At 51.0% G+C, this 23,962-nt stretch carries 22 protein-coding genes; 10 read left to right on the plus strand and 12 right to left on the minus strand.

Features of this window, described 5'->3' with window-relative positions; all coding sequences use genetic code 11:
• Positions 1–42 precede the first annotated feature (42 nt).
• The 3 genes from BTA51_RS06805 to BTA51_RS06815 form a co-directional block, all read right to left on the minus strand.
• The gene (locus tag BTA51_RS06805; protein ID WP_094706640.1) at positions 43–3,186 is read right to left on the minus strand and encodes an efflux RND transporter permease subunit; all 3,144 of its coding nucleotides are present in this window, start codon (positions 3,184–3,186) and stop codon (positions 43–45) included.
• Entirely contained in the window at positions 3,183–4,292 is a 1,110-nt protein-coding gene (locus tag BTA51_RS06810) for an efflux RND transporter periplasmic adaptor subunit (RefSeq protein ID WP_094706641.1), read from the minus strand. The genes BTA51_RS06805 and BTA51_RS06810 overlap by 4 nt, the downstream gene beginning before the upstream one ends.
• 227 nt (positions 4,293–4,519) lie before the next feature.
• The gene (locus BTA51_RS06815; protein ID WP_094706642.1) at positions 4,520–4,744 is read right to left on the minus strand and encodes a hypothetical protein; all 225 of its coding nucleotides are present in this window, start codon (positions 4,742–4,744) and stop codon (positions 4,520–4,522) included.
• 220 nt (positions 4,745–4,964) lie between these two features.
• Here BTA51_RS06815 and BTA51_RS06820 point away from each other — a divergent pair, with 220 nt between their 5' ends.
• Positions 4,965–5,471 (plus strand): DUF1993 domain-containing protein, encoded by a 507-nt coding sequence (locus tag BTA51_RS06820; RefSeq protein WP_094706643.1) that lies wholly within the window; start codon positions 4,965–4,967, stop codon positions 5,469–5,471.
• Positions 5,472–5,550: 79 nt separating this feature from the next.
• Here BTA51_RS06820 and BTA51_RS06825 read toward each other — a convergent pair whose 3' ends face one another.
• From BTA51_RS06825 to BTA51_RS06835, 3 genes are all read right to left on the minus strand, one after another.
• Complete coding sequence (locus BTA51_RS06825; protein ID WP_094706644.1) at positions 5,551–5,958, minus strand: PilZ domain-containing protein; 408 nt, start codon at positions 5,956–5,958, stop codon at positions 5,551–5,553.
• Positions 5,959–5,989: 31 nt separating this feature from the next.
• Complete coding sequence (locus BTA51_RS06830; RefSeq protein WP_094706645.1) at positions 5,990–7,354, minus strand: HD-GYP domain-containing protein; 1,365 nt, start codon at positions 7,352–7,354, stop codon at positions 5,990–5,992.
• Positions 7,355–7,571: 217 nt separating this feature from the next.
• On the minus strand, positions 7,572–7,907 hold the full coding sequence (locus tag BTA51_RS06835; RefSeq protein WP_246840950.1) for a TraR/DksA family transcriptional regulator: 336 nt from the start codon (positions 7,905–7,907) through the stop codon (positions 7,572–7,574).
• A 169-nt stretch (positions 7,908–8,076) separates the two neighbouring features.
• On the opposite strand from BTA51_RS06835, the gene BTA51_RS06840 reads away from it, so the two are divergent.
• From BTA51_RS06840 to BTA51_RS06855, 4 genes are all read left to right on the plus strand, one after another.
• Complete coding sequence (locus BTA51_RS06840) at positions 8,077–8,505, plus strand: hypothetical protein (protein WP_094706646.1); 429 nt, start codon at positions 8,077–8,079, stop codon at positions 8,503–8,505.
• A 41-nt stretch (positions 8,506–8,546) separates the two neighbouring features.
• A complete protein-coding gene (locus tag BTA51_RS06845; RefSeq protein ID WP_094706647.1) occupies positions 8,547–9,110 on the plus strand; it encodes a hypothetical protein in 564 nt (187 codons plus the stop codon).
• A gap of 222 nt (positions 9,111–9,332) precedes the next feature.
• Positions 9,333–9,758: a hypothetical protein gene (locus BTA51_RS06850; RefSeq protein ID WP_094706648.1), complete on the plus strand. Its 426-nt coding sequence runs from the start codon at positions 9,333–9,335 to the stop codon at positions 9,756–9,758.
• Between the two features lie 166 nt (positions 9,759–9,924).
• On the plus strand, positions 9,925–10,845 hold the full coding sequence (locus BTA51_RS06855) for a prenyltransferase (protein ID WP_094706649.1): 921 nt from the start codon (positions 9,925–9,927) through the stop codon (positions 10,843–10,845).
• Positions 10,846–10,879: 34 nt separating this feature from the next.
• Here BTA51_RS06855 and BTA51_RS06860 read toward each other — a convergent pair whose 3' ends face one another.
• Entirely contained in the window at positions 10,880–11,647 is a 768-nt protein-coding gene (locus BTA51_RS06860; RefSeq protein ID WP_094706650.1) for an MBL fold metallo-hydrolase, read from the minus strand.
• Between the two features lie 209 nt (positions 11,648–11,856).
• Here BTA51_RS06860 and BTA51_RS06865 point away from each other — a divergent pair, with 209 nt between their 5' ends.
• The gene (locus BTA51_RS06865; RefSeq protein WP_094706651.1) at positions 11,857–12,609 is read left to right on the plus strand and encodes a helix-turn-helix transcriptional regulator; all 753 of its coding nucleotides are present in this window, start codon (positions 11,857–11,859) and stop codon (positions 12,607–12,609) included.
• A 65-nt stretch (positions 12,610–12,674) separates the two neighbouring features.
• On the opposite strand, the gene BTA51_RS06870 is transcribed toward BTA51_RS06865, so the two are convergent.
• The 4 genes from BTA51_RS06870 to yegQ all read right to left on the minus strand — a co-directional run bounded on the left by BTA51_RS06870 (position 12,675) and on the right by yegQ (position 17,447).
• Complete coding sequence (locus BTA51_RS06870; protein ID WP_094706652.1) at positions 12,675–12,890, minus strand: hypothetical protein; 216 nt, start codon at positions 12,888–12,890, stop codon at positions 12,675–12,677.
• Positions 12,891–13,189: 299 nt separating this feature from the next.
• Positions 13,190–14,605 (minus strand): aminotransferase class V-fold PLP-dependent enzyme, encoded by a 1,416-nt coding sequence (locus BTA51_RS06875; RefSeq protein WP_246840951.1) that lies wholly within the window; start codon positions 14,603–14,605, stop codon positions 13,190–13,192.
• A gap of 274 nt (positions 14,606–14,879) precedes the next feature.
• On the minus strand, positions 14,880–15,740 hold the full coding sequence (locus BTA51_RS06880; protein WP_094706653.1) for a hypothetical protein: 861 nt from the start codon (positions 15,738–15,740) through the stop codon (positions 14,880–14,882).
• 303 nt (positions 15,741–16,043) lie between these two features.
• A complete protein-coding gene (gene yegQ / locus BTA51_RS06885; protein ID WP_094706654.1) occupies positions 16,044–17,447 on the minus strand; it encodes a tRNA 5-hydroxyuridine modification protein YegQ in 1,404 nt (467 codons plus the stop codon).
• 262 nt (positions 17,448–17,709) lie between these two features.
• Here yegQ and doeB2 point away from each other — a divergent pair, with 262 nt between their 5' ends.
• From doeB2 to BTA51_RS06905, 4 genes are all read left to right on the plus strand, one after another.
• Positions 17,710–18,885 carry a N(2)-acetyl-L-2,4-diaminobutanoate deacetylase DoeB2 gene (gene doeB2, locus BTA51_RS06890; protein ID WP_246840952.1) on the plus strand — a complete coding sequence of 392 codons (1,176 nt, stop codon included), beginning with the start codon at positions 17,710–17,712 and terminating at the stop codon, positions 18,883–18,885.
• Positions 18,886–19,063: 178 nt separating this feature from the next.
• Positions 19,064–20,341 (plus strand): aspartate aminotransferase family protein, encoded by a 1,278-nt coding sequence (locus tag BTA51_RS06895; RefSeq protein ID WP_094706656.1) that lies wholly within the window; start codon positions 19,064–19,066, stop codon positions 20,339–20,341.
• Positions 20,338–21,696: an ectoine hydrolase gene (doeA, locus tag BTA51_RS06900; protein WP_094706657.1), complete on the plus strand. Its 1,359-nt coding sequence runs from the start codon at positions 20,338–20,340 to the stop codon at positions 21,694–21,696. The genes BTA51_RS06895 and doeA overlap by 4 nt, the downstream gene beginning before the upstream one ends.
• A gap of 53 nt (positions 21,697–21,749) precedes the next feature.
• Positions 21,750–23,120 carry an NAD-dependent succinate-semialdehyde dehydrogenase gene (locus BTA51_RS06905; protein ID WP_094706658.1) on the plus strand — a complete coding sequence of 457 codons (1,371 nt, stop codon included), beginning with the start codon at positions 21,750–21,752 and terminating at the stop codon, positions 23,118–23,120.
• 60 nt (positions 23,121–23,180) lie between these two features.
• On the opposite strand, the gene BTA51_RS06910 is transcribed toward BTA51_RS06905, so the two are convergent.
• Positions 23,181–23,945, minus strand: coding sequence for a nucleotidyltransferase domain-containing protein (locus tag BTA51_RS06910; protein ID WP_168188083.1), 765 nt, complete (start codon positions 23,943–23,945; stop codon positions 23,181–23,183).
• Positions 23,946–23,962 lie beyond the last annotated feature (17 nt).

Here is a 23,962-nt window from a genome sequence, read left to right on the forward strand (position 1 = left end):
CACACGAATTCAAGCAACGTCCTGTCTCACCGGGCGCTTTCCTCAGGAAGGCGTCCGGTGTTCCAACGCTACATCTTCATGCAGCTGCAGTTCTTTATTAAGCTGGGTTTCCACCGCCTTGGGTGATGAAGTTTTCTTCGCCAACAAACTGTAGGCCACCGGTACCACAAAGATGGTGAACAGAGTTGCCGCAGATACTCCCCATAGAATAACCGTACCGATCACCGAACGGGTTTCTGATCCAGGGCCGGCAGATATCATCAGAGGGACAGCACCCGCGATAGTGGTGACCGCCGTCATGAGAATAGGGCGCAGCCGGGCAACAGAGGCTTCCACCAGAGCATTATCAAATGTCAGCCCCTGATCTCTGAGCTGGTTGCTGAATTCCACAATCAGAATACCGTTTTTGGCTGCCAGCCCCACCAGCATGATCAAACCGATCTGGGTATAGAGATTGAGGGAGTTACCTGTCACGTACAATCCCAGCATTCCCCCGGCTACCGCCAGAGGAACCGTCAACATGATGACAAAGGGATGAATATAACTCTCAAATTGTGCGGCAAGCACCAGGAACACAATCAGTATCCCCAGCAGCAACGTGGTATAAACCGCCGTGCCGGCTTCCCTGAAGTCTGCTGACTGCCCCTTGTAATCAATCTGGGCATAATCCGGCAGATTATCCCGAACCAGACCTTCAAGGTAACCCAGGGCATCGCCAAGGTTGAGATTGTCATCAAGGTTCGCCTCTATAGTCAGCGCCCGTAGTCTATTGAACCGGTTTAAGGATGCAGAGTCTGCATACTCCTGCAGGGTTACCACATTAGACAGGGGAATCAATTCGCCCGAGCGACTGGAACGAACATAGATGTTTTCAATGCTGCTGGGGGTTCGCTGCAGATCCGGCTCCCCTTCCACAATGACACTGTATTCCTGGCCGTTATCCAGGTAGGTGGTGACTGTGCGGCCTCCAAGCATCGTTTCAAGTGTCCGTCCAATGTCCTGAACCTTCACTCCCAGATCCGCCGCCCGGTTGTAATCTATCTGTACGGAAAGGAACGGTCGGGTTTCCTTATAGTCAAAATCGACGCCATCCAGACCAGGATTATCTTCATCAATCTTGCTTTGCAATATATCCCGCCACTCCGCCAATTCCCGGTAAGTACCTCCACCAATGACAAACTGTACCGGTTTCTGCACACCGCCGCCAAAGCCCTGCCGCATAACAGGGAATGCACGCACACCCGGCAGATCAGACAGCTTTTTACGGACTTCCGCCATGATATCCCAGGCAGAACGACGTTGATCCCAGGGCGTCAGCGTCACGATGGCAAAACCGGAATTAAAATCTTCAATATTGCCCCATCCCCGGGGAGCCCTGACCAATACCTGCTGGGCTTCGCCACTATCAACCAATGGCAGCAGTCGCCGCTCCACTTCGTTCATGTAGTCCAGCATGTATTCGTAGGTAGCGCCCTCAGGACCATTCACAATGATAAAAAAGGCCCCACGATCCTCTTTTGGCGCATACTCCTGGGGAAGCTCCCGATACAGCCACCAGGTTCCCACACAGAAACCCGCCAATAACAGCAACCAGAGCCATCGCACCTTGAGGCACCACTTAAGCGTCTTACCATATAGATTTTGCACCCCTTCAAAAAAGTGGGTCTCTTTCCCCTCAGATTCAGAGTTACGATGGATACTGTGCAAAGGCGGGAGAATCTTGGAAGCCAGGGCAGGTGACACGGTTAGCGCGACAACGCTTGAGAATGACACGGCTGCCGCAAGGGTCAGTGCAAATTCTGAAAACAGACGTCCCACATCTCCCTGCATAAACGCGATTGGCACGAACACCGCAACCAGCACCAGCGTCGTTGCTACCACGGCAAAGGCAATCTGGCGACTTCCCCTGAAGGCCGCCACCAGTCTTGTCTCACCATGCTCATGCATGCGACGGTCAATATTTTCGAGTACCACAATGGCATCATCCACCACCATCCCAATCGCTAATACCAGCGCCAGCAGGGTGAACATATTAATGGTGAATCCAAATGCATAGATTGCAATAAAGGCAGCAATCAACGAAATCGGCACCGTAACAGCCGGCACCATGGTCGCCCGAATACTGCGCAGGAACACCAGAATCACCAGTACCACCAGTCCAATGGCAATAAATAAGGTCTTCACAACCTCATTGACGGCCTCCTCGACGAACACTGACGAATCGTAGCTTGAGGTTAAAACCATGCCTTCCGGAAGGCCCTTATTAACCCTCTTTGCCTGGGCTTTGACCGCTCGGGCCACATCAATGACATTGGCATTGGACTGCTTGCTGATGCCTATCCCGACCCGGGTTACGCCATTGCCACGATATATGCCACGATCTTCTGTGGCCCCCAGTTCCACCCGGGCAATGTCTCCCAATCTGATCAGATAGCCGTCTTCACCGGCACCTAGCACCAGATTGCGGAAATCCTCAGCTGTATTGAAATTCCGCTCAGTCCGAACCCGGAACTGCAGGTCTCTGGATTCGATACTACCAGCGGGCAGTTCCACGTTTTCTGCCCGCAATGCCTGCTCAATATCCGACACCGTAAGACCACGGGCCGTCATGGCATTGCGATCCAGCCAGATACGCATGGCGTAGACCTTGCCACCGCCAACGCGAACCCGGGCGACCCCGTCCAGGACCGAGAAACGATCGATCAGGTAACGCCGGGCATAATCGGTGAGTTCCGGGACGGTCATGCTTTCCGCTGACAGGCTCATCCACAGTATGGTGTCATCGCTACTATCTTCCTTGGCAATGTCCGGTGGATCCGCTTCATCCGGAAGATTATCAACAATGCGGGATACGCGGTCGCGAATGTCATTGGTGGCCGCATCAATATCCCGATTGATATTGAACTCCACCGTGATCCGGGAACGCCCATTGCTGGATCGAGAGGAGATCGTGTTGATTCCTTCCACGCCGGATATCCGTTCCTCGATGATTTCCGTAATACGAGTTTCCACGATATTGGCAGACGCACCGGGATAATCCGTTGAAATGCTGACGACCGGAGGATCAATGGCCGGATATTCCCGCAACGGCAAACGCTCAAAGCACAGGTAGCCGATCGCAATCAACAGTAACCCGACAACAGACGCAAATACCGGACGTTTGACGGAAATATCGGATAGGATCATGGGGTTGATTCCGACTCACCGGCCTCCCGAAGAACCTTGGCGATATCGAGATTGCCGTCATCGACGGCCAGAATTTTGACCGGGTTGCCGTCGGACACCTTAAGTGTTCCATGGACGATGACAAAATCTCCGGCTTCCACGCCTTGGGTGATTTCCACCAGACCCGCCTTGCGGGTACCAATAGTCACAGTGTGGCGCTTGGCCCTGGCGGGTTTTTTCCCTTCTATTGCATAGAGAAAATGCTGGCGCCCAACGGCGAAAACGGCACTTTCAGGCACCACAAGTGTGTCACGAGGTTTGGATTGCAATGAGAGCTGCATCAACATGCCGGGGAGCAACTCCCGACGAGGATTGGCGAACCAGGCCCTGGCTTTAACCGTCCGGGTAACCGGATCGATGCGGGATGAGATACTTTTCAGTTCCCCGGTAAATAACCTGCCTGGGTAGGCACTGGTAGAGGCATCCACCTGTAACCCGGTTTCCAACTGACTCAGGTACACCACGGGGATATCAAAATCCACCTTCATCACACTGAGATCATCCAGTGTTGTCAGGACATCGTCTGGTTCCACCAGAGCACCCTCACTGACTTCGCGCAGGCCAACGACACCATTAAATGGAGCCGTAATTCTGTGGGCGGAAATCCGGGACTTAATTGCCTCAATATCCGACTGGGTCTGGCTGACTTGAGCCCTGGCCAGATCGAGATCCGCCTCACTTCCCACCTTACGATTGAAAAGCTCTTCGGTTCGACGCAAAACACTCTGCCGTTCCTTCAGGATGGCCTGTTCCGATCTCAAATTAGCCTGTTCTTCCTGATCATCCAGTTGCACCAGCAGCTGCCCCCGCTTCACCTGCTGGCCGTCTGCAAAGTGAATACTGACAATCTTCTCCGTGATCTTGGTGGTGACCGTGACAGACTCATTGGCAGAGGCCGTGCCCAGTGCTTCAATGTTATCCACCATAGGAAATTGCTCAACAGGTGCCGCAATAACGCCTGTGGGAGGTTTACCAGCCGCCAGCAGTTCGTCAGCCACCACCAGTAACAATAGGGAAATGAGGAAACGTAAACGGATGCAGCAGAACTCCGTTTTGCCTGAAATCATCTGAAATTCCTACCTTCAAAGGAATGCATACGCACAGTTTTCTATACGCTGAGCATAGAAGTTTCAGTTTGCCACGGATATGGGGGATTGATTACTTTTTATTAATCATCTATCTGTCGCTGAAGCCTCTGACTTTTCTTTTGCCTGAGAAGAAATAACACCGGTTCACAGCACCTCAGAAAAAGATCGTGAAGATCTCCGGGGCCTGGCTCAACAGGCTGGTAAAACTATTCCTTTGGCTTGAATTTGGCCGCATCCACGATCGACCACAAATGGGCGATTCCCCCGATAATTGCGGGTACAACCAGGAACCACAGGGCATAACCCCCAAATGCGACAATGGCAAAAATCAATGCCGCCAATATGCGACCTTGAACCAACTGCCCAAGCCCTGGGAAAAACACATTACATATTGCCGCCAGAACATTACCACCAGATCCTTGACCTGACATAAGTACTCCTTGGTTTTCTGCTTGATTCTCTAATTAACTGTTTGATACCTAATTAGATATGAAGTGACCTGTCATTGTCACCGGGAAATTGAGGTTGCCATAGTTACTTTAAATAGTTTCTAGGGTTACTTTGTTTTATAGATAGGCGTTACTTCATTTAATAGATAGTATTACTCCCTTAATAGATAGTATTGCTCCATTTATCAGAATCGAATCTCTTATGGCATTTATTCCATCCCGCGTATTTATTCACTATCTGGAACAACTACACCGTCTTCTCAAAAACATCGAAAATCAGTGTTCAGATGAAGCCTCATTACTCAAAACCGGACTTGCAGACTCGATGTTTCCCCTGGCCCAGCAGGCACGCACAACGATCGGTTTTTCGCTGAGAACCTGCTGTCCTCTGGCGGGACTGGATATTGTCAGCTTTGACAGTCAGGAAACGACCTTTCTATCGCTTCAGAGCGATCTGTTGAAAACCCTGGATTTTCTCAGGAGCATTCCTGCGGACAGCTTTGCCGGTTATCAAGATCTCCAGATTACAACCAGAGCCGGTTTTGCCGATCATGAAATGACAGGTGAAGACTACTTACAGCTATACGCGCTGCCGAATTTTTTCTTCCACCTTTCCATGGTATACGCGATCGCCAGAAAACAGGGAATCACCCTAAGCAAAGGAGACTTCGACGGCTTTCACCAGTATCCGGAAGGATTTTCCTTCTAGATCATGAAAACCAGTACCCCGCGAGAGAACGCCAATCTATTTCAGGGCACTAAATTTAAACTACGCCCCTTGTAGACGCCTAAAGCCCGTAACGATTCATGGTTGCCTGTCGCCCCAGCTCTATTTCAATTTCACGCAAAGCTTCCTTTACATCGTCACTGACGCCACCGGTCTCAAATTTGAGACCGTATTGGCTGCCCACTTCAGTCTCATTGGAATACACCAATTCGAATGGCAGGCCGGTAATTTCGATCAGCTGTCTGTCTTCACGCTCAAATTGAAAACTGACCATGCCGCCATCAACATTCGGCAACCGGCCGTTAACAAAAATCCCCAGTCCATTGCGATTGAAATTGATCGAGTCAGCTTCATACTGTGCCCCACCAATTTCCAGCAGGCTGTTGCTGAAAGCTGGGGGACACAACAATCGCGGTAGTTCACGTTTCTCAGTGAAACCAAATGAGTCCCCGGTGTCTTCAGTTGCCATAATTTTCCCTCCTTGCCGGAATCTGTTAACGCTACATGTCGGTTAACAATTCATCGTCATTTGCCCCCTTGAGTACAAGACCTTTGTTCAGGTACTCACGAAGATCCACACCATAACTGCCGTTCGCCAATTCATGGGCAATAGCATAAGGCTGTTCGTTACGATCCAGCGCATTGCGATTTAAATCGACTACCCGTTCCCGACAGGTTTGTTTCTGGGCATCCAAAACCATAAGGACTTTGGGCTTCAGCTTATTGTTTTCATCCGTCGCCAGTACAATCGCAACCTCTCCGTTGGACATCTGGACGATAGACCCAGGAGGATAGATGCCAATGCACTTGATAAATTCGAGCGCCAACTCCTCATCAAATTGCGACCCCCGACACTTGTAGATGATATCCAGCGCTTCCATAGAGGCCCTTCCAGAGTCATAGCAGCGATGGCTGGTAATGGCATCGTAACAGTCTGCCAGTGCCACAATCTTGGCAAAGTAGGGAATCTGGTGTTCTTTGAGTTGCCTGGGGTAACCCCGCCCATCAACCCGCTCGTGATGGCTATGGGCAACGTCAATCGCAATACGGTCTTCAGAAGTCATCGTCATGAGCAGATCCCGGCCATATGTTGTGTGCATCTTCATGATTTGGAACTCTTCGTCCGTAAAACGACCTTCCTTGTTCAGAATATCATCCGGAATTCTGGATTTTCCCACGTCATGCAACAGACCGGACAAGGCAATTTTGCGTATATCGGATTCGTCGTGCCCCAAATGACGGGCAAAGGTTGTCGCCAGAATGCACACATTCAGTGAATGCTCAGCCGTATAATCATCTTTTTCTTTAATTTTGGTCAGCCAGGCAAGTGCATCTTTGTTGCGCAACACACTGTCGACCACAGTGTTTACGGTTTCCCTGGCCTGGTTCATATCGATCATGCGCCCCAGACGAATTCCATTCAGGATGCTTTTCACTGTCCCCTTGGCAGAGGTATAGGTATTTTCGGCCTTGGGTAATTCGCTCTGGACATTAATCTTGTTGATGTAAGCAACTTTATGCTGTGTCGGCGGAGGGGAAGCTGTTCCAATGGGCTTTCTTGATGCGGAAGAGGAAGGGGAAGAGGCGTACTCCGTCTTGCGACGCGTTACACGGGCAAACAGCCCCTGCTTTTCCCGACGACGCTCCCTGGTCGCAGGAGGAGGCGGTGGAGGGCTGTTGACAATTTTGGCTTCGACAAAAACATACTCACACTGCCGTTGCAGCGCTTCAATATCGTCCCATGAGGTAATCACGAACCCCTGCATCAGAAAGTCGGTTTCTATCCATTCCCGGTCCAGCCGGACAACATGCATCCCTAGCTCCAGCTCCTGCACGGAAATCTGGAGTTCTTTGCTTTCAGCCATCGGATACCCACGCTATCGAACTTCACCGAAAATACTCAATAATCAGAGATCATTCCGATGAAAACAGAAGCACAAAGGCTACCTAATAATATGTAGACCATATCCCGGGTTCTATCCAATAGCCTGCCTGTGGCTAGAGGATAGACCCGATACATTGTGGGAACCTGGAAGAATCTGAGAACAGGGGCGAAAGGCTATCGAAAGATGTGAACAGGCCCTAGTCTGCACATTTCACGCATAACGTGGTTTCCGGCATGATGGCCAGACGTCCTGGCTGAATCTCCTCTCCGCAACTTTCGCAAACACCGTAACTCCCTTCGGCAATTCGCAGCAAGGCGGACTGTATGCGCCGGATGGACAGTCGGGTTTCATTACCTAACTGATCCAGCACTTCATCATTCTCCCGCTCCTGAGCCTGCTCAGCGGAATCACTGGAATGCCCCTGAGTGGCGTCCTGCTTTATTTTTTCCAGCCGGGCTTCCAGCTCAACCAAACGGGTACGAAGATCTGTTTCTATCTGCTCTGTATCCATGGCAATGCTCTTCACAACCATTTTTCATTCATACTTGAGCCAGCATAGCACAGAGTTTCATTTTGGCTCTGTTCTGAACACAGACTCAGGTTGGTCCAAGTAGGTTATACTGATAGCGGGTTGAACCGACAATGACCCTTAACCGCATGTGTAATGACGATTTCTGGACCCGGTAAATGGATAGGTAAGTATGCTTGTCGCTCTGTTTTTTATCCTATGCCTGATCATCCCATTTGATGCACTTTCCGAGCCTGTGAGTGAACCGTTTCCGTGGCATGGGCCGATCGCAGGCCCTTCAGCCCAGCCGGATAAACACATTATCTTCATCTCTCAAGACTCCAATAATGGAGGTATTTCAACGCTGTTTCGTCACTTCCAGCAGGCTTCGCAAACACTGGGCTGGCAAATTGAATATGTAGACGGCAGGAATGACCTATCCAGAATCAAAAAAGCCTTCATCGACGCGAAAACCTCCCCGGCCGATGCCGTCGTCGTAGGTGGAATTTCCTTCAGCAGTGTAGAGGAGGAAATAATATCCGTAAAAAAGCCGGAAAGATTCTCGCTGGCTGGCACGCCACTGCCGAGCCAGGCCCAACTAACGAGCTTTATGTCAACATAGCGACCCCGTCGTTAGAGGTCGCGCGTCTCGCTGCAGAATATGTGATAAAAGACAGTCAGGGCCCTGTCGGGGTTGTCATTTTTAACGACTCCCGATTTGAAGTCGCCAACGCCAAAACAAATCAGATGGCAAAGATCATATCTACATGTGACCGATGCCGGGTTCTGTCTATTGAGAACATCAGTCTCGGAGAAACTCTGACAGAGGTTCCAAAAGCGGTAGACCGACTGATTGCCAAATTTGGATTCTCCTGGACACACAGTCTGGGCATCAACGATTTGTATTTCGATTCGATTACCTACCCACTCCGAAAACATGGGCGGCAAGACGTTCGGAACATTTCTGCAGGAGACGGCTCTTTCCTGGCACTGAACAGGATACGCAGTGGCCTGTCCACACAGGTGGCAACCGTTGCGGAACCAACCGGTCTGCAGGGATGGCAGTTAGCTGACGAGCTGAATAGAGCCTTTGCCGGTATGCCGCCAAGCGGCTTTGTCAGCCAGCCGATTCTGGTAACATCCGACACGCTTCACTCCTCCGATGTTTATGAATTGGGTAGCGATATCCCCTACAAGCAATGGTATCAGGCCATTTGGTTTGAGTAAGGCGAGCAGGCTTCAGTACCGATCAGTCCGAGCTATCCTTTGTAGTTAGCGGTAATTCAATTTATCACAGATGCCCCCATATTCCGGGGAGTGAATGGCAAGCGTCCCCCTCCGAATTTGCCATCAAATGTCACTACTTTACCTGCAGGTCTGGATTTTCAGATCTTACTAGCTACACTACCCGCCCTTTGAAACAAACCACCCCATTGGAAATAAATAAACATGGAATTAAGAAGTCTTCGCAAATTCTTTTCAACGACCCTGACAGCACTACTTCTGGCATCGGTATTATCAGGATGTGCAACTAATCGCTACGTGAACGCCCCAGTCAAAGACCACGAAAAGTTCAGCTGTGCAATCACTGAGAAAGTTTGCGGTATACAGTTCAGCATTGGGCATGTTGCTTACAGGGTGAATAAGATCGGCGAAAACAAATATCATACGGTCGGCGAAGTCAGGTTTGACCCTGAGGCTACCGGAGAACTGCATGTCACGTTTTATCTGCTGTTTATGGACGAGGAAAAGGTGATTTTCGAGCGCCGGGTGAAAACAGCGACGGCAGATGGCGTTTTTGAATTTGATGTGGAGACTCCCACTCCTGTGGCAACATCCACTTTGGAAAATGTACGTCTGATGATTAGAAGCTAGCGTCTCTTCCATCTCCCTCACACCATATTTGGAAAGGCAACTACCTCAGGACGAATTGAGGAAACGGCCTTTCCGAACTGTCTTAGATCAAACCCTCCCCTCAAACTTGTGCTAAGTTTCCTTATACAGGACACACACAGTTATAGCTAATCCAGGCTGGGAGATTATGTCGACTGATAGCAAGCATATATCTATCAGCCCCCTCCAGGCGGCAGTCGGAGTCATGAGACTTCCCTTTCTAACCTTGACGGTCATCTGTATCTTTCTAGGAGCCGCTTTAGCCTATCATGAGCAAGGCTCCCTGGATGCGCTCCGAGTAATCTTCATCTTGATCGCCGCCTTATCTGCCCACGCTTCGGTCAACGCTCTGAATGAATATGAGGACTTCAAATCAGGCCTGGATATGAACACCCATCGGACGCCCTTTTCCGGTGGCAGTGGAACATTACCCCGTTCACCTCAATATGCCGCACTGGCCAAATGGTTAGGCATCATTTTAAGCCTGTTGTCTCTGGGAATCGGCGCATGGCTGGCCTATATTTCAGGTCCCTGGTTATGGGTTCTGGGGGCTCTGGGCCTGTTGTTGATCTGGAGCTATACCAGCATTCTGAATAAAAATCCCTGGCTCTGCCTGATTGCTCCCGGCGTGGGTTTTGGGGCTTGTATAGTGGTCGGCTCAGAATATGCGCTTACCGGCGGGTTCAGCTGGAGTGGATTGGTATCCGGCATCACGGTTGGATTGATGGCCAGCAGTTTACTGCTGCTAAATCAGTTTCCCGATCGAGAAGCAGATGCTGACGCCGGCAGAGATCATCTTATTATCAGATACGGATATGAAACCGGCGTCAAAGTCCTGATCGGAATGCTGACGGCGGCCTTCTGCTTTCTGGCAACCGGCGTTCTATGGAAGGCCCTGCCGCTGGCAGCAGTGATATCCTTGGTTCCTTCAGGTCTGTTCATCAGAATGCTGCCATTGATTCTGGATCATCCCAACAATACGGAGAACCTCGTTCCGGCGATGAGGCAGAATGTTCTTCTGGTGAACATAACACCTCTTTTACTGGGTATTGGCATCATTTTCGGATAGCTGGCTGAATGTCCCTATCCAGCCAGGGAATCCCCTAGGTCAGCAGATCCACCCCACAGTTCAACTCTTCAAACCAGTCCAGGAAAGCCGCCACATTCTGCTTACCGATGAATGCCTTTCCATGCTGGGGAACCATCACCTCCACATCCAGTTGACGCACCTTTCTAACCCACGCTCGGCAGGCTTTATTGGACGCCATATAACGGCGATGAAAGCCTTCCATCAGCGGAATATGATCATCCATATTCTCCACCGGCAAATGGTCCTGTCCGGGCGTCATAGCTGCCCCTACATCACCTGAAAACAATATTTTGCTGATAGGATCATAAAAATGAAAATTACCGACAGAATGCAGGAAATGCGCAGGAACGGCTCTGATGAAAGACTTTCCTAAACGGATATTGGCTCCTTCATCAGGAATCTCCACCATGCGGTCATCGAGAGACTTATGCATCTTACCGGAAACAAAACCTGATACCAGATGCGGCAGAAAGCGGCTCCACAAACGTGATGTCACCACTTTGCAATCCGTATGCATCAGCCAGCGTGGCAGTGATGTGATAATGTCCGGATCCTGGTGAGAGGCAAACACATATTGCAGAGAATGAATAGAAATATGCTTGGACAATTCTATCGAAAGCGGTGTGTAGGTCAGTTCACCTCCCGGATCAAACAGCGCAGCCTCTCCATGGTCGACAATTACCAGCTGGTTACTCGGAATAGCCTCGCCTTCAACCAGACCGGTAAAGAACAGACAGACATGCCCGCCCTTGTCATATAGCTTCACAACTTTCTGAGTCATACACACACTCCTGTGGGATAGGGGGAATCCAAAAGGGGCGCTATTCTATGGCGACTCTTTCGCCCATGTAGCTGACAGGGATCAATTAAACTCCAATTAGGATTGCGACTTATTTACTATAAGCAACAGCAGCAGGGACCGCTGAGAAAAACGGGATAAACTAAGAGCCTGGAAACAATAAATTTCTCAACTTTTGGACACAGAGCACAATGCCGCAGACAGCCCCATTGATCGACACCATTAAACGAGTACTCAAAGCTCAGGGCAAAACCTATGCGGATGTCGCACTGGTGCTGGACCTGTCTGAGGCCAGCGTCAAACGGCTGTTCGCAGAAAAGAACTTCACTCTGCAAAGGCTGGATAAAATCTGTGAATTTCTCGGCATGGAAATTTCAGATCTCGTCAGAACCATGGAAGCCACTGGAGATAAGCTGACTGAATTTACCGAGGAGCAGGAAAAAGAACTGGCAGCCGACACCAAACTTCTGCTCTTGGCGGTACTGCTACTCAATAAATGGTCTTTTGAAGAAATCACCTCGACCTACCAGATGGATACGCATGAAGGCATTCAGCTTCTGGCCCGGCTGGACCGGATGAAATTGATTGATCTGCTGCCGGGAAATCGGGTCAAACTCAAAATCTCCCGAAACTTTTCCTGGCGGAAAAACGGGCCTATCCAGCAGTTTTTCGAAGAACAGGTACAAGCTGACTTTTTACAGTCACGTTTCAATAAACCTGGGGAAAACCGGATATTTGTCAGTGGAATGATATCTCGAAGATCTAATGAAGAAATTCAACGGCGAATGAAACGATTGAATAACGAGATTCTGGCCTTGCTGGCAGAAGATGAGGCATTACCTGTGGAAGAGAAGTTTGGAACTGCCATGGTAATGGCTTTACGTCCGTGGGAACCGAAATTGTTTGAGGCGTTACGCAGATCGCCCTCAACCAAGAAATTCTGAATTTAAATAATCACTGATGACGCGTCGCAGAACCAGAAAAACCTCAGATTCTGCGACGCGCACGCTTACAAAGGTGGATCCTCTCCTTTAGACCGCTTCAAAGGATTGATCTCCAATTTTCTGGAAACCATATCCTTCTCCATCGGCAGGACTCTACCTCCAACCCTTTCCAGACCGATATCCTTCAACAGATAGTCTTCCAGATGTTCGACGCCTCCAATTCCAGGACCGGCGAACAAACCAGATACTGAACGGGCCAGAAAACGCTTGAACTTACGCATAATGTATTCCTCTTTAAAAAGGACCGGGAATACATCGGGGAAAGGAACGAAAAAAGAGTTGAACCAGGCCGCGATGAATTCCGCGGCCGATAGTGTACTAAGGGGTTATCAGCTCACGGACAAGCAATGCTGTACGACAATCTCGTACGCGCTTGGTAATGGAATGTTGGATTTGATACATCCGCATAACGCTTGTCCTTAGGTGAACTGAACAGTTAATAGACTCTATTTTAGATTATTCAACAATACGCACTATTACCTAACACGTCTTTTTCCATAGATATCTACGACGAAAAACCTTAATGACGGATCAATTTTTCAAGTAGATGGCAGACACGGGCAACATCGTCTGAAGTCGTCTGCCAGTTGCTGAAAGCGGCCCTGATAGCGGCATGGCCTTGCCATACTCCGGGAGTCATAAAGACCTCACCTGTTTGGTTGATCTCACTCAGGAAACGAGCGACATCCTCTCCCTGCAGTGCTGCAGGCTTAAATACCACCACATTCATCTGGCATTCCTTCAGCAACGAAAAATCGTCTGATGACTGTAACCAGTTCGCAAACTGTCTGGCCTGCTCACAGTTGGCACTAACTATCTGCCTGACACCTTCCACGCCATAGGCTTCCAACGACATCCACAGAGGTAGTGCACGGAACCGGCGGGAGTTTTCAATTCCCATGTTCATAAACGATGGTATCCGGCTTTCTGTTTTCAAATAGGCCGCATCCGCTGAGCAGCTCTCCATCAGCAATTGCTGGTGGCGGGTGAAGAAAATGCCACAGTCGTATGGGACATTCAGCCATTTGTGCGCGTCTGATGTAATGGAGTCTGCTCTTTCCAGCCCCGCACTCCAAGGTTTCATCTCGGGTATCAGGCGGGAAAACAGGCCAAAGGCAGCGTCTACATGCAGCCATGCCTGGTAACGCTGACATAAATCCGCAATTGCCTGAAGGTCGTCGAAGTCATTTCCAGTGACCGTCCCTGTACTGGCTACCACAACCTTGCCAGGACAGGTGGATGCTGCCAGCTGACGCTCAAGATCGGAGACATCCATCGCCTCTGAATTTTCAAGGCATGCAACCGGACGCCAGGATTTACGCCCCAGTCCTACCATTGCAAGGCATTTCACTGTACTTGCGTGAGGCGTGGCACTGAACACTTCAATATCAGCGTTGGACAAACCTTCCTCCGCAATATCAATACCCTGCTGCAGACCGGCATGTTGGCGACCACAGGTGAGTCCCAGTAAATTTGAAGCGGTGGCGCCGGTTGTCAGTATGCCGCTAAATTCGCTCGGTAGATCAACCATGTCCAGCAACCACCCAATCGTCTGCTGCTCAATTGCCGAAGCAATGCTGTCTCCTGCGCTGCCGACATTCTGATCTATTGTAGAGACCAACCAGTCTCCCAACTGTGCAGCAGGGGTAGCGCCTCCGGTAACAAAGCCCCAATAACGGGGGCCGGCCGATGCCGCCAGGTGAGGAGCGATCAGGTTCCTGAACGCCCTGAATGCCCCTTCAAAACCATTACCGGTTTCAGGGGAAGGCCTGCTTTCGGGTATGGGGTCACTCATATCAGCAACCGGCATGGATTCCAGTTGCCGATTGAATTCAGCCGCCCAGCGACTAACCAGACCGGCATGGTCTTCAAACTGGCTGAAATCAATCACCATGGGGGACAATGAGGGCAACTCTGCTGACGGCTTATTTGACACAATCCACCTCCTGACAGGGGTACTTATGGATAACAGGTCCTTTTAATGGTGTCGTGACAAAAGCTTTGCTTAAAGGTACAGATCGGATATTTCGTCGACGAATCTGTCATGCAGATACACCAACAGCCAAGGCATAAAACTAGACAGAAAATAAAACAAGATAGGAAATAGAACAGGATAGGGAATAAAACGAGATGATAAGTTTATTGGGCAATTCGAGAGAGGGGCTGGAGAGAATTCCAGCTCCCCTTACCGGGGAACTGGAAAATGATGACTACATACGACGATGAATACGGGCAGCTGTCTTAGCCCTTTCATCAAGTTTGGCCATAATTTCGCGCATTTCCTGTGCTTCAGCTGCCGCCTGACTACGCTTTTGGGATTCCATATCAGCCTTTTCCGCTGCAATAGCTTCCCGGATACGTTTTTCTTTGGCAGAAGAGCTGGACCGGCCAACCGACAATTTCGGCTTTTCAAGCGTTGTCGATTCTGCGCCCGATTTACCGGAAGCAGACGCTTTCTGGGCGGTACCGGTCACTTTACCGATAGCAGAAGACACTGACTTCTTGCCAGGAGCCTTCCGGTTGGACTTCAAACCAGCCCGACGTCTGGCTTCAATACCGGCAATCAGCGCACGCATTTCAGCGGCTTCCTCGGTAGACCTGGTCTGCCGTAGTGGTTTGGGGTCAGCCGCTTTGGGCTTGACCGCAACTTCCACTTTTTCCTGCCCCGCAGGCTTTTCGGAACCTGCAGATTTGCTGACAGGTTCAAAATCATCATCCGGATCTCCGGATTCCATGGCCTGTTTCAGCTCTTCAAGCTCTTGCATAACGGCATTAGCCGCTTTGACTTCAACTTTGCGAACAGAACCGAGGACAGGTTTGATCGGCAATGCGCCTAGATCTTCCATGGCTTCGGCCAACATTTCGCGCAGTTCTTTGGGATTATCGGAATAACCCCATTCTTCCAGCTTGAACGCATCAACACCACTTTCACGCAGTGTTTCAAAAAACTCGCCCATGGCGCCTTCCGACTCTTTGGTCAAAAGACTATCCCAATGGTCTTCCAATGACTGGCGGGTGCTTCCTGCAAAAATTTTTCCTGAAACCTTATCGGTAGCAGTAAAAACGATCACCAAAAACCTCTTCTCTATTGACTCATAAATCGGCACAAAAAGGCCGCGTATTATATAGGGAAATTGTTAAAAGATAAGGATTGACGAACGTCTAATTTTCGGCAGGTAGCCCCTCAACAGGTGAAGTCTTCATACGAAACATTCGCGCAATCAGTCAGTTAGCCAGTTTTTTGAAAAAAGGTAAAAAAATGAAAGCGTTAGGCTAAGTGATACTACCTATCCTATATCCGACATGGAACACGGGGAGGTTGCGAAGGTCATGATCCCACCTCCGGAACCCCCTTGGAGAAAAATTTGTCGATGTTATTTGGCTTGGAAATTTAACTCCCGCATCAGCAGCGAGTACTCACCGACAGAAGGACTGCCTTCCGGTAAGGATAAACGAACACGATGACCTGATCCCGGGGCAGCATCAACTGACTGTCCCTTCGCATTCTCAAGATCCTTCAACTGAAAACGCACATTGCCGGAGGGAGACATCAATTCCAACGTATCCCCCACAACAAATCGATTCTTAACATCTACCAGAATATCGTGGCGAGTTTCGTCGTATTCCACCACTTCCCCCACAAATTGCTGACTGCCCAACAGCGAGGTTCCTGTTTCATAGTTCTGATATTCATCATGCACATGACGACGATAGAATCCTTCGGTATAACCCCGGTGGGAAAGCTTCTCCAGAGTATCCATAAGCTGCATATTAAACGGCCTTCCCGCCGCCGCATCATCGATGGCCTGCCGATAGACCTGTGCCGTTCGTGCAACATAGTAATGGGATTTGGTACGCCCTTCGATTTTCAGTGAGTGCACACCGATCTGGCAGAACTTCTCCACGTGCTGAACGGCTCTCAGGTCTTTTGAGTTCATGATGTAAGTACCATGCTCATCTTCAAAAGCGGGCATGGTTTCTCCGGGACGTCCTTTCTCCTGGAGCAGGAACATCTGATCCGTTGTTGACCCATCTCCCAATGTTGGGCTCTGATCCGGAGTCCAAAGTACCGGCTGTGCCCCCTTCGTATCCGGCTGTGCATTTTGTGTATCCGGCTGTGCACTATGCGTAGGGATAATATTGCCCGCGCTGTCCTGCTCCCCCGGAACAGTTTCATATTTCCAGCGGCAGGCATTGGTACAGGTTCCCTGGTTAGGATCACGCTTGTTCATGTATCCCGAAAGCAGGCAACGGCCGGAATAAGCGATACACAGAGCTCCGTGGACAAACACTTCCAGCTCCATGCCGGGAACACGCTCGCGGATTTCAGCCACCTCCTCCAGAGAAAGCTCCCTAGACAAGATTACACGCTCAAGCCCCATCCGGTGCCAGAATTCCACCGCCGCATAGTTTACGGCATTGGCCTGGACCGACAGATGAACCGGCATATCCGGCCAGGTTTCGCGCACCATCATAATCAGACCGGGATCCGACATAATCAGGGCATCCGGCCCCATTTCCACAATAGGAGCCATATCTTTCAGAAAGGTTTTCACCTTGCTGTTATGGGGCGCAATATTGGCCGCCAGATAGAATTTCTTGCCCGCCTGATGTGCGATATTGATACCCTCTGCGAGGGTCGGCATATCAAAGCTGTTTTCTCTGACCCGCAGGCTGTAGCGGGGCTGCCCTGCATACACCGCATCCGCACCATAGGCGTAGGCATATTGCATATGTTTGAGGGAACCTGCAGGAGAGAGAAGCTCGGGCTTGAACATGTTTATTGACCGCTGGAAAAAATAAAATGGCGAAGCATTTTACGGATCCCTCAAAAAGCCTTTTTGAGGCAGGTCAAATTCACAACGGATTATCCGCAATACATTAAAATTTGATAATTCCTTGCATCATTGAGGGAGATGACACTAGGGTAAAGGTAGAGAATACATTCTTCAGCCACCGGCTAACGATTGTATCCGGTGCTGAAGACGGGAAAACGCGTTTAAGGAAGGGTGTCCACAACCCTTTGGAGTGTGAGGCAACGTGTCGAAACATCCTATGAACTTTTGGCAGGATTACATCAATACCGCTGTAACTTTCCGGCGTGAGTTGCATCGACACCCTGAACTGGGATGGTCAGAAAATCAGACTGCACAACGCATACGCCACCGGTTGACCACACTCGGCATTCCCTGGCGTGAGTGCGCAGGTACGGGAACGGTGGCGACCCTCGCATCCGGTCGTCCGGGACCGCATATCGCCCTGAGGGCCGATATTGACGCGCTGCCGATTGCTGAGCAATCCGGCGTCGACTGGACCTCTCATCATGAAGGCTGCATGCATGCGTGCGGACATGACGGCCATACTGCCACGCTCTATAACACCGCCCAGTGGCTCAAGGCCCACGAAGAACTCTTACCCGGTCCTGTCACTCTATTGTTCCAGCCGGCGGAAGAGGGCGGGCATGGCGCCAAACGAATGATTGAAGACGGTGCCCTGGAGGGGGTTCAGAAAATCTTCGGATGGCACAACTGGCCGGCCATTCCCTTGGGGCAGGCGGTATGTCCGCAAGGTCCGGTGATGGCTGGTAACGGAGTATTCAAGCTGGACGTCCAGGGAGCGGGGGGACATTCAAGCCAGCCAGAACTATGCCGTGATCCCGTCCTAGCAGGTTCGGCCATCGTGCTGGCACTACAGCAGATAGTCAGCCGCCGGCTTCCCGCCCAAAGCGCAACGGTGATCAGTATTACGTCATTCGACGCCAAGAGCGGCGTCACCGTCATCCCCGACAGAGCCATATTGGAAGGCAGCTACCGGCTGGTAGACCCGAATGATCAGGAGACGATAGCCGGCCTTATTAAAGAGGTCGCCGAGTCCACTGCCCGAGCCTATGGCGTGACCTGCCATGTTGACATTCATCCCCGCTACCAGCCGACCATCAACCACACCACCGAAGCCTCTCTGTTCAGAGGGATTCTCAAGGAAGAATTCGGCCCGGACGTTATTTCCAGTGAAGTTCGGGTACCGATCATGGCATCAGAAGATTTCAGCTACTATCTCAATGAGATACCCGGGGCTTTTGCATTGATTGGCTCCGGTACTGGGGAAGTACGTCATAGCGTGCCCTGTCACAGTCCGAAATACGATTTCAATGACGCGTTGATACCTCACGTCACGCGCATCTTTACCCGTCTGGTGGGAGCACCGCTGCCCGAGTAAAGGTGCAGCCTCCCGCCGGATAAGTTCATTACTGGCTGCAATAACGCCAGCTATACAAGCCGATTTCACCATCGGCATATCAGGGGTGTTTCCCGGATATTCACCGTTTGCTGACACGGTCTGAATCCTCTGGCGCGAAACATCTTCATTCATTAGCTCAACCCTGGGGAGGGCTGCCATGAACGTGTTTGAAAAGTGGGAATCGGATATCCGTGGCTACTGCCGACTTTATCCGACGGTATTCACCAGTGCTTCCAATGCGAGGCAAGTGGATGAAGCTGGAAAATCCTACATCGACTTCTTCGCCGGTGCCGGCGTTCTCAATTTCGGACATAACAACGAGCGCATGAAAAAGGCGCTGATTGAGTTCATCGAGAACGATGGGGTCGCCCACAGCCTGGATATGTATACCACTCCCAAACGACGATTTATCGAAACCTTTGTGCAGACGATTCTCGAGCCCAGAGGTATGAACCACAAAATGATGTTTATGGGACCAACCGGCACCAATGCAGTGGAGAGTGCTATGAAGCTGGCCCGCAAGGTTACCGGACGTCAAACCATTGTAGCCTTTAACTCTGGATTTCACGGCATGACCCTGGGGGCGTTGGCCGCCACAGCCAACAGCTATTTCCGCAACGCGGCGGGCGTGCCACTGAACCATATTCTGCGTCAGCCTTTCGGTTGCGAACGCCCTTGTGTGGGTTGCGACCTGGGCTGTGGTTTGCAGTCGGTCGATCGTCTACGGTCTTTCTACGCCGACGCTTCCAGTGGACTGGAGCCTCCGGCAGCGTTTCTGGTAGAGGCCATTCAGGCTGAAGGGGGGGTTCACGTTGCCAGTCAGGAATGGCTGCAAGCCATTGAAAATCTGGCTCACGATCTTGGAGCCCTGTTGATTATCGACGACATACAGGCAGGCTGCGGTCGCACAGGCTCCTATTTCAGCTTCGACGGCATGGGACTGGATCCCGATATTATCACCCTGGCCAAAGGTATCGGCGGATTCGGAACACCTCTGGCCATGAACCTGATCAAGCCGGAACATGATAAACACTGGTTTCCCGGCGAACATACCGGCACTTTCCGGGGTCAGGGCCTTTCTTTCGTCGCAGGAACCGAGGCGCTTTCCTATTTCCAGGATGACACCCTGATGCAGGATGTCAGAGGTAAAGGAGCCCAAATACAGGAATTTCTCCAAGGGATCTGCAATGAGCATAGTGCACAACATTTCCAGGTTCGCGGGAAAGGGATGATGCAGGGTATCGACTTGCGGGATGGCAATCTGGCCAAGACAGCCGCTTCCATCTGCTTTGAATCCGGCCTGCTCATTGGCGCCTGCGGTACGGGGGGTAAAGTCCTGAAACTGATACCGCCTCTGACGATACCGGATAATGACCTGAACGAGGGGCTTTCGATTCTGTCAGACGCAATTGCAAAAGCATTGGAGGCGGCATGAAACAGCGAGACGATATGACCTTTCCATTCGACGAATATGTCCGCCGTCTGCAGGCACTTAGAGAAAGAATGGAGCAGCGACTGCTGGATGCGGTCGTCATCACCGACCCGGAAAACCTGATGTATCTCACAGACTACCAGACCACGGGTTACTCGTTTTTTCAGGCGCTTGTGGTGCCGCTTGAAAACGAGCCTTTCATGATTACACGTGCCATGGAGGAGTCCAATATCCATGCCCGGACCTGGCTGGAGCTAACACGCCCTTACCCGGATACGGGAGATGCCATACAGATGCTGGTGGAGTCCTTGCGTGAATTTGGACTCACCGGGAAAAATATCGGTTATGAACGAAATAGCTATTTCTTCCCCGCCTATCATCAGGACAGCATCCATACCACCTTCCTTGATGGCCGTCTGATGGACTGTTTCGGCATTGTGGAAGAGGGCCGGGTATGCAAATCTCCGGTGGAAATTGAGATCATGAAAAAAGCGGCCCATGCCACCGAACAGGGCATGCTGGCAGGTTTTGAAGCAACTATTGCCGGTGCCACGGAAAATGAAATTGGCGCAGCGATATCCAATGCCATGTTCAGAGCGGGAGGCGAACCTCCGGCAGTCATGCCTTATGTCACATCGGGACCACGCACGATGATCGGGCATGCCACCTGGGAAGGGCGCACCGTACAACCGGGCGAGCACGTTTTTCTGGAAGTCGGCGGCTGCTATCGGCGATACCACACTGCGATGATGAGAACCGTCGTGCTGGGGGATCTCAGTGACTCCATGCACCACGCCCAGGAGCGTATGAAGTATGCACTGGATGAGGTTAAATCACAGATCCAGCCCGGGCTGACAGTCTCAGATGTGGATAACCTTATACGCAATATCATTAACGACAATAAGGTTGGAGCCCGACTGATAACCCGCTCAGGCTATTCCATTGGTATCGCTTTTCCACCGAGCTGGGACGAAGGCTATATCGTCAGTCTGAAACAGGGTGACTCTCAGGTGCTCCGCGAGGGAATGACCTTCCACATTATCCCCTGGATGTGGGGGGTCGACGGGGATAAAACTGTCGGCATCTCAGATACCATTTATGTTACGGACCGAGGCTGCAAATCCTTTTTTAGTCTGGACATGGATTTTGTTGTGAAACCCGAATCCGGAGTCCGTGCGAAAAGCCAAACCAATACCTCCAGACCCCAGACAAAATCTGCGCCTGTACAGAACAATACAAGTGAGCAGAGCAATACAACCGAACGGGACAATACGAAGGTTGCCGATTCGCCAGGCGGTAATGGCAAGAACCGCAAAGGAAAACGGGAGACTACGCAAACTGCTTCCCCGGACCACTAATCCACAGAATGACCGAATACATTTTCGGTGCCTCCAGCTATAGGAGATTGACCATGCTAACAGCCATTAATCCAACGACAGGAAAGGTGCTGAATGAGGTCGAACCAGCCACTCCTGAACAATTGGAAACGATCCTTTCCCGCGCAGACAGTGCATATCAGACATGGCGGACCACCCGTTTTGAGGAGCGGGCAGAGATACTTCGCACAGTCGCAAAATTAATGCGTGAGGACACTGAGAACCTCGCCCTCTTGATGACCGAAGAGATGGGTAAACCCATCCGGGAAGCCAGGGGTGAGGTGCAAAAGGCCGCGTGGTGCGCTGAACATTACGCCGATAACGCTGAGTCTTACCTCAAGAGTCATGTCATCGGTTCAGATGCGGCTCTCAGTTATGTACATTATCTCCCGCTTGGCCCCATCCTGGGAATTTTGCCCTGGAATGCGCCCTTCTGGCTGGCGTTCCGATTTTGTGCTCCCACCTTGATGGCGGGGAATACCTGCGTCATGAAACACGACCCTCATGTGCCGGCTTGCGGAATAGCCATCGGAAAACTATTCGAAAAAGCCGGCGCACCGGTAGGGATATTCCAGAACCTCCCCCTGGAAACTCCCAAAGTGGAATCCGTCATCCGGGACAAACGCATCAAAGCCGTATCATTCACCGGTTCAGATAAGGGCGGAGCCGCCGTTGCCTCGATTGCCGCCTCGGAGATAAAACACTCGGTCCTGGAACTGGGAGGGTCGGATCCATGTATCGTGCTGGCAGATGCCGACCTGGAGCAGGCAGCGGACGTCATCACGCTGTCCCGAATCATCAACGCCGGTCAGAGCTGTATCGCGGCGAAACGAATTATCGTCGAGGCTCCTGTCTACGATGATATGGTCCGCTTGCTCAAGCTGCGATTGGAAAAACTCAAAGTGGGGGACCCCAGGGAAGAATCAACAGATATCGGTCCGATTGCACGAGCCGATTTAAGAGATAACCTTCACCGCCAGGTACTACAATCCATCGAAGCGGGGGCTAAATGTCTTCTCGGTGGTGATATCCCCAACAACCCGGGATACTTCTATCCAGTCACATTACTGAGCGATGTAACAGAGTCTATGGTCGCGGCCTGTGAAGAAACCTTTGGCCCTGTGGCCGTCGTGATGAAGGCAGTCGATGAGGAAGATGCCATTAGAATGGCCAATAACACAGATTATGGGCTGGCAGCAGGCGTATGGACCGATGCGAAGAAAGGCGAAGCTCTTGCCCGTCGATTGGATACCGGTCAGGTGGCAATCAACGGTATTGTGAAAACCGACCCACGTCTCCCTAGCGGAGGAATCAAACGCTCGGGCTTTGGGCGCGAACTGGGCCCACATGGAATCCATGAATTTGTGAATGCTCAGCAGGTCTGGGTGGGACCGAAACAGGAATAGGAATTGGAACAGGAATTGGAATAGGAATAGGTATCCAAGCTAATGCAAAGAACCTCCGGGCTAACCGGCCCGGAGGGTTTCCAAGAACAGCTGATCGAAGCAGCTTTCAGCCAACGGTTCTGCTTTCTTGACCTGCATCTGCTCCAATTCGGCCAATAGATTGAACAGAAAGTCGTCGATAACCCCGACTCGGGGTATCGAACACTTTTCCGCTGATATCACTTTCAGGTGCAGCAGTTCGTCGATAGCGACACGAACGTTCTTACACGAGACCGTTCCTTCCACTAGTTTCCCAAAAGGAACAGGAGGCATGGCCGAAAGCTCTGGGTCTGACGTCCACAATGCACACAATGCTGTCCTTAGTATGTAAAAGTAACGCTTCAACGGTGATTCTTCGGCTGCCTGTAACTTACGCCAATCGTGTCTGGCCATCGAGCTGTAATGATGAAACAACGCTCTGCGATCCAGACTCTTGAGTGCCAGTTGCCGCAACCTGTGAAGGAACAGCTCGTCCATCCGGTACACCACAGGTGAATGCAGCCACTCAAGCAAAGTGGGGTTACTTTTGCGCATCAGCAAAAGTGCTTTGCGCAGGTCCCAACCATTGACATCCAGCTCATCCACGATAGGCTCTTCAATCACATCACGTTGGCGGCTGATCGATAAATACCGGGTTTCCGGATGCACGTAGATGAACCGCACATCATAGTCACTGTTGGGTGAGGCGAATCCCCAGGCACGGCTTCCTGATTCACAGGCGTAGAGAATGTCCACGCCGTGCTCCCATTCTATCCGCTCCAATGATTCCAGTATTCTGTTATCCATTGTCTTAGCCCTACTGC

The organism is Hahella sp. CCB-MM4, from assembly GCF_002260525.1.
Taxonomy (GTDB): Bacteria; Pseudomonadota; Gammaproteobacteria; order Pseudomonadales; family Oleiphilaceae; genus Hahella.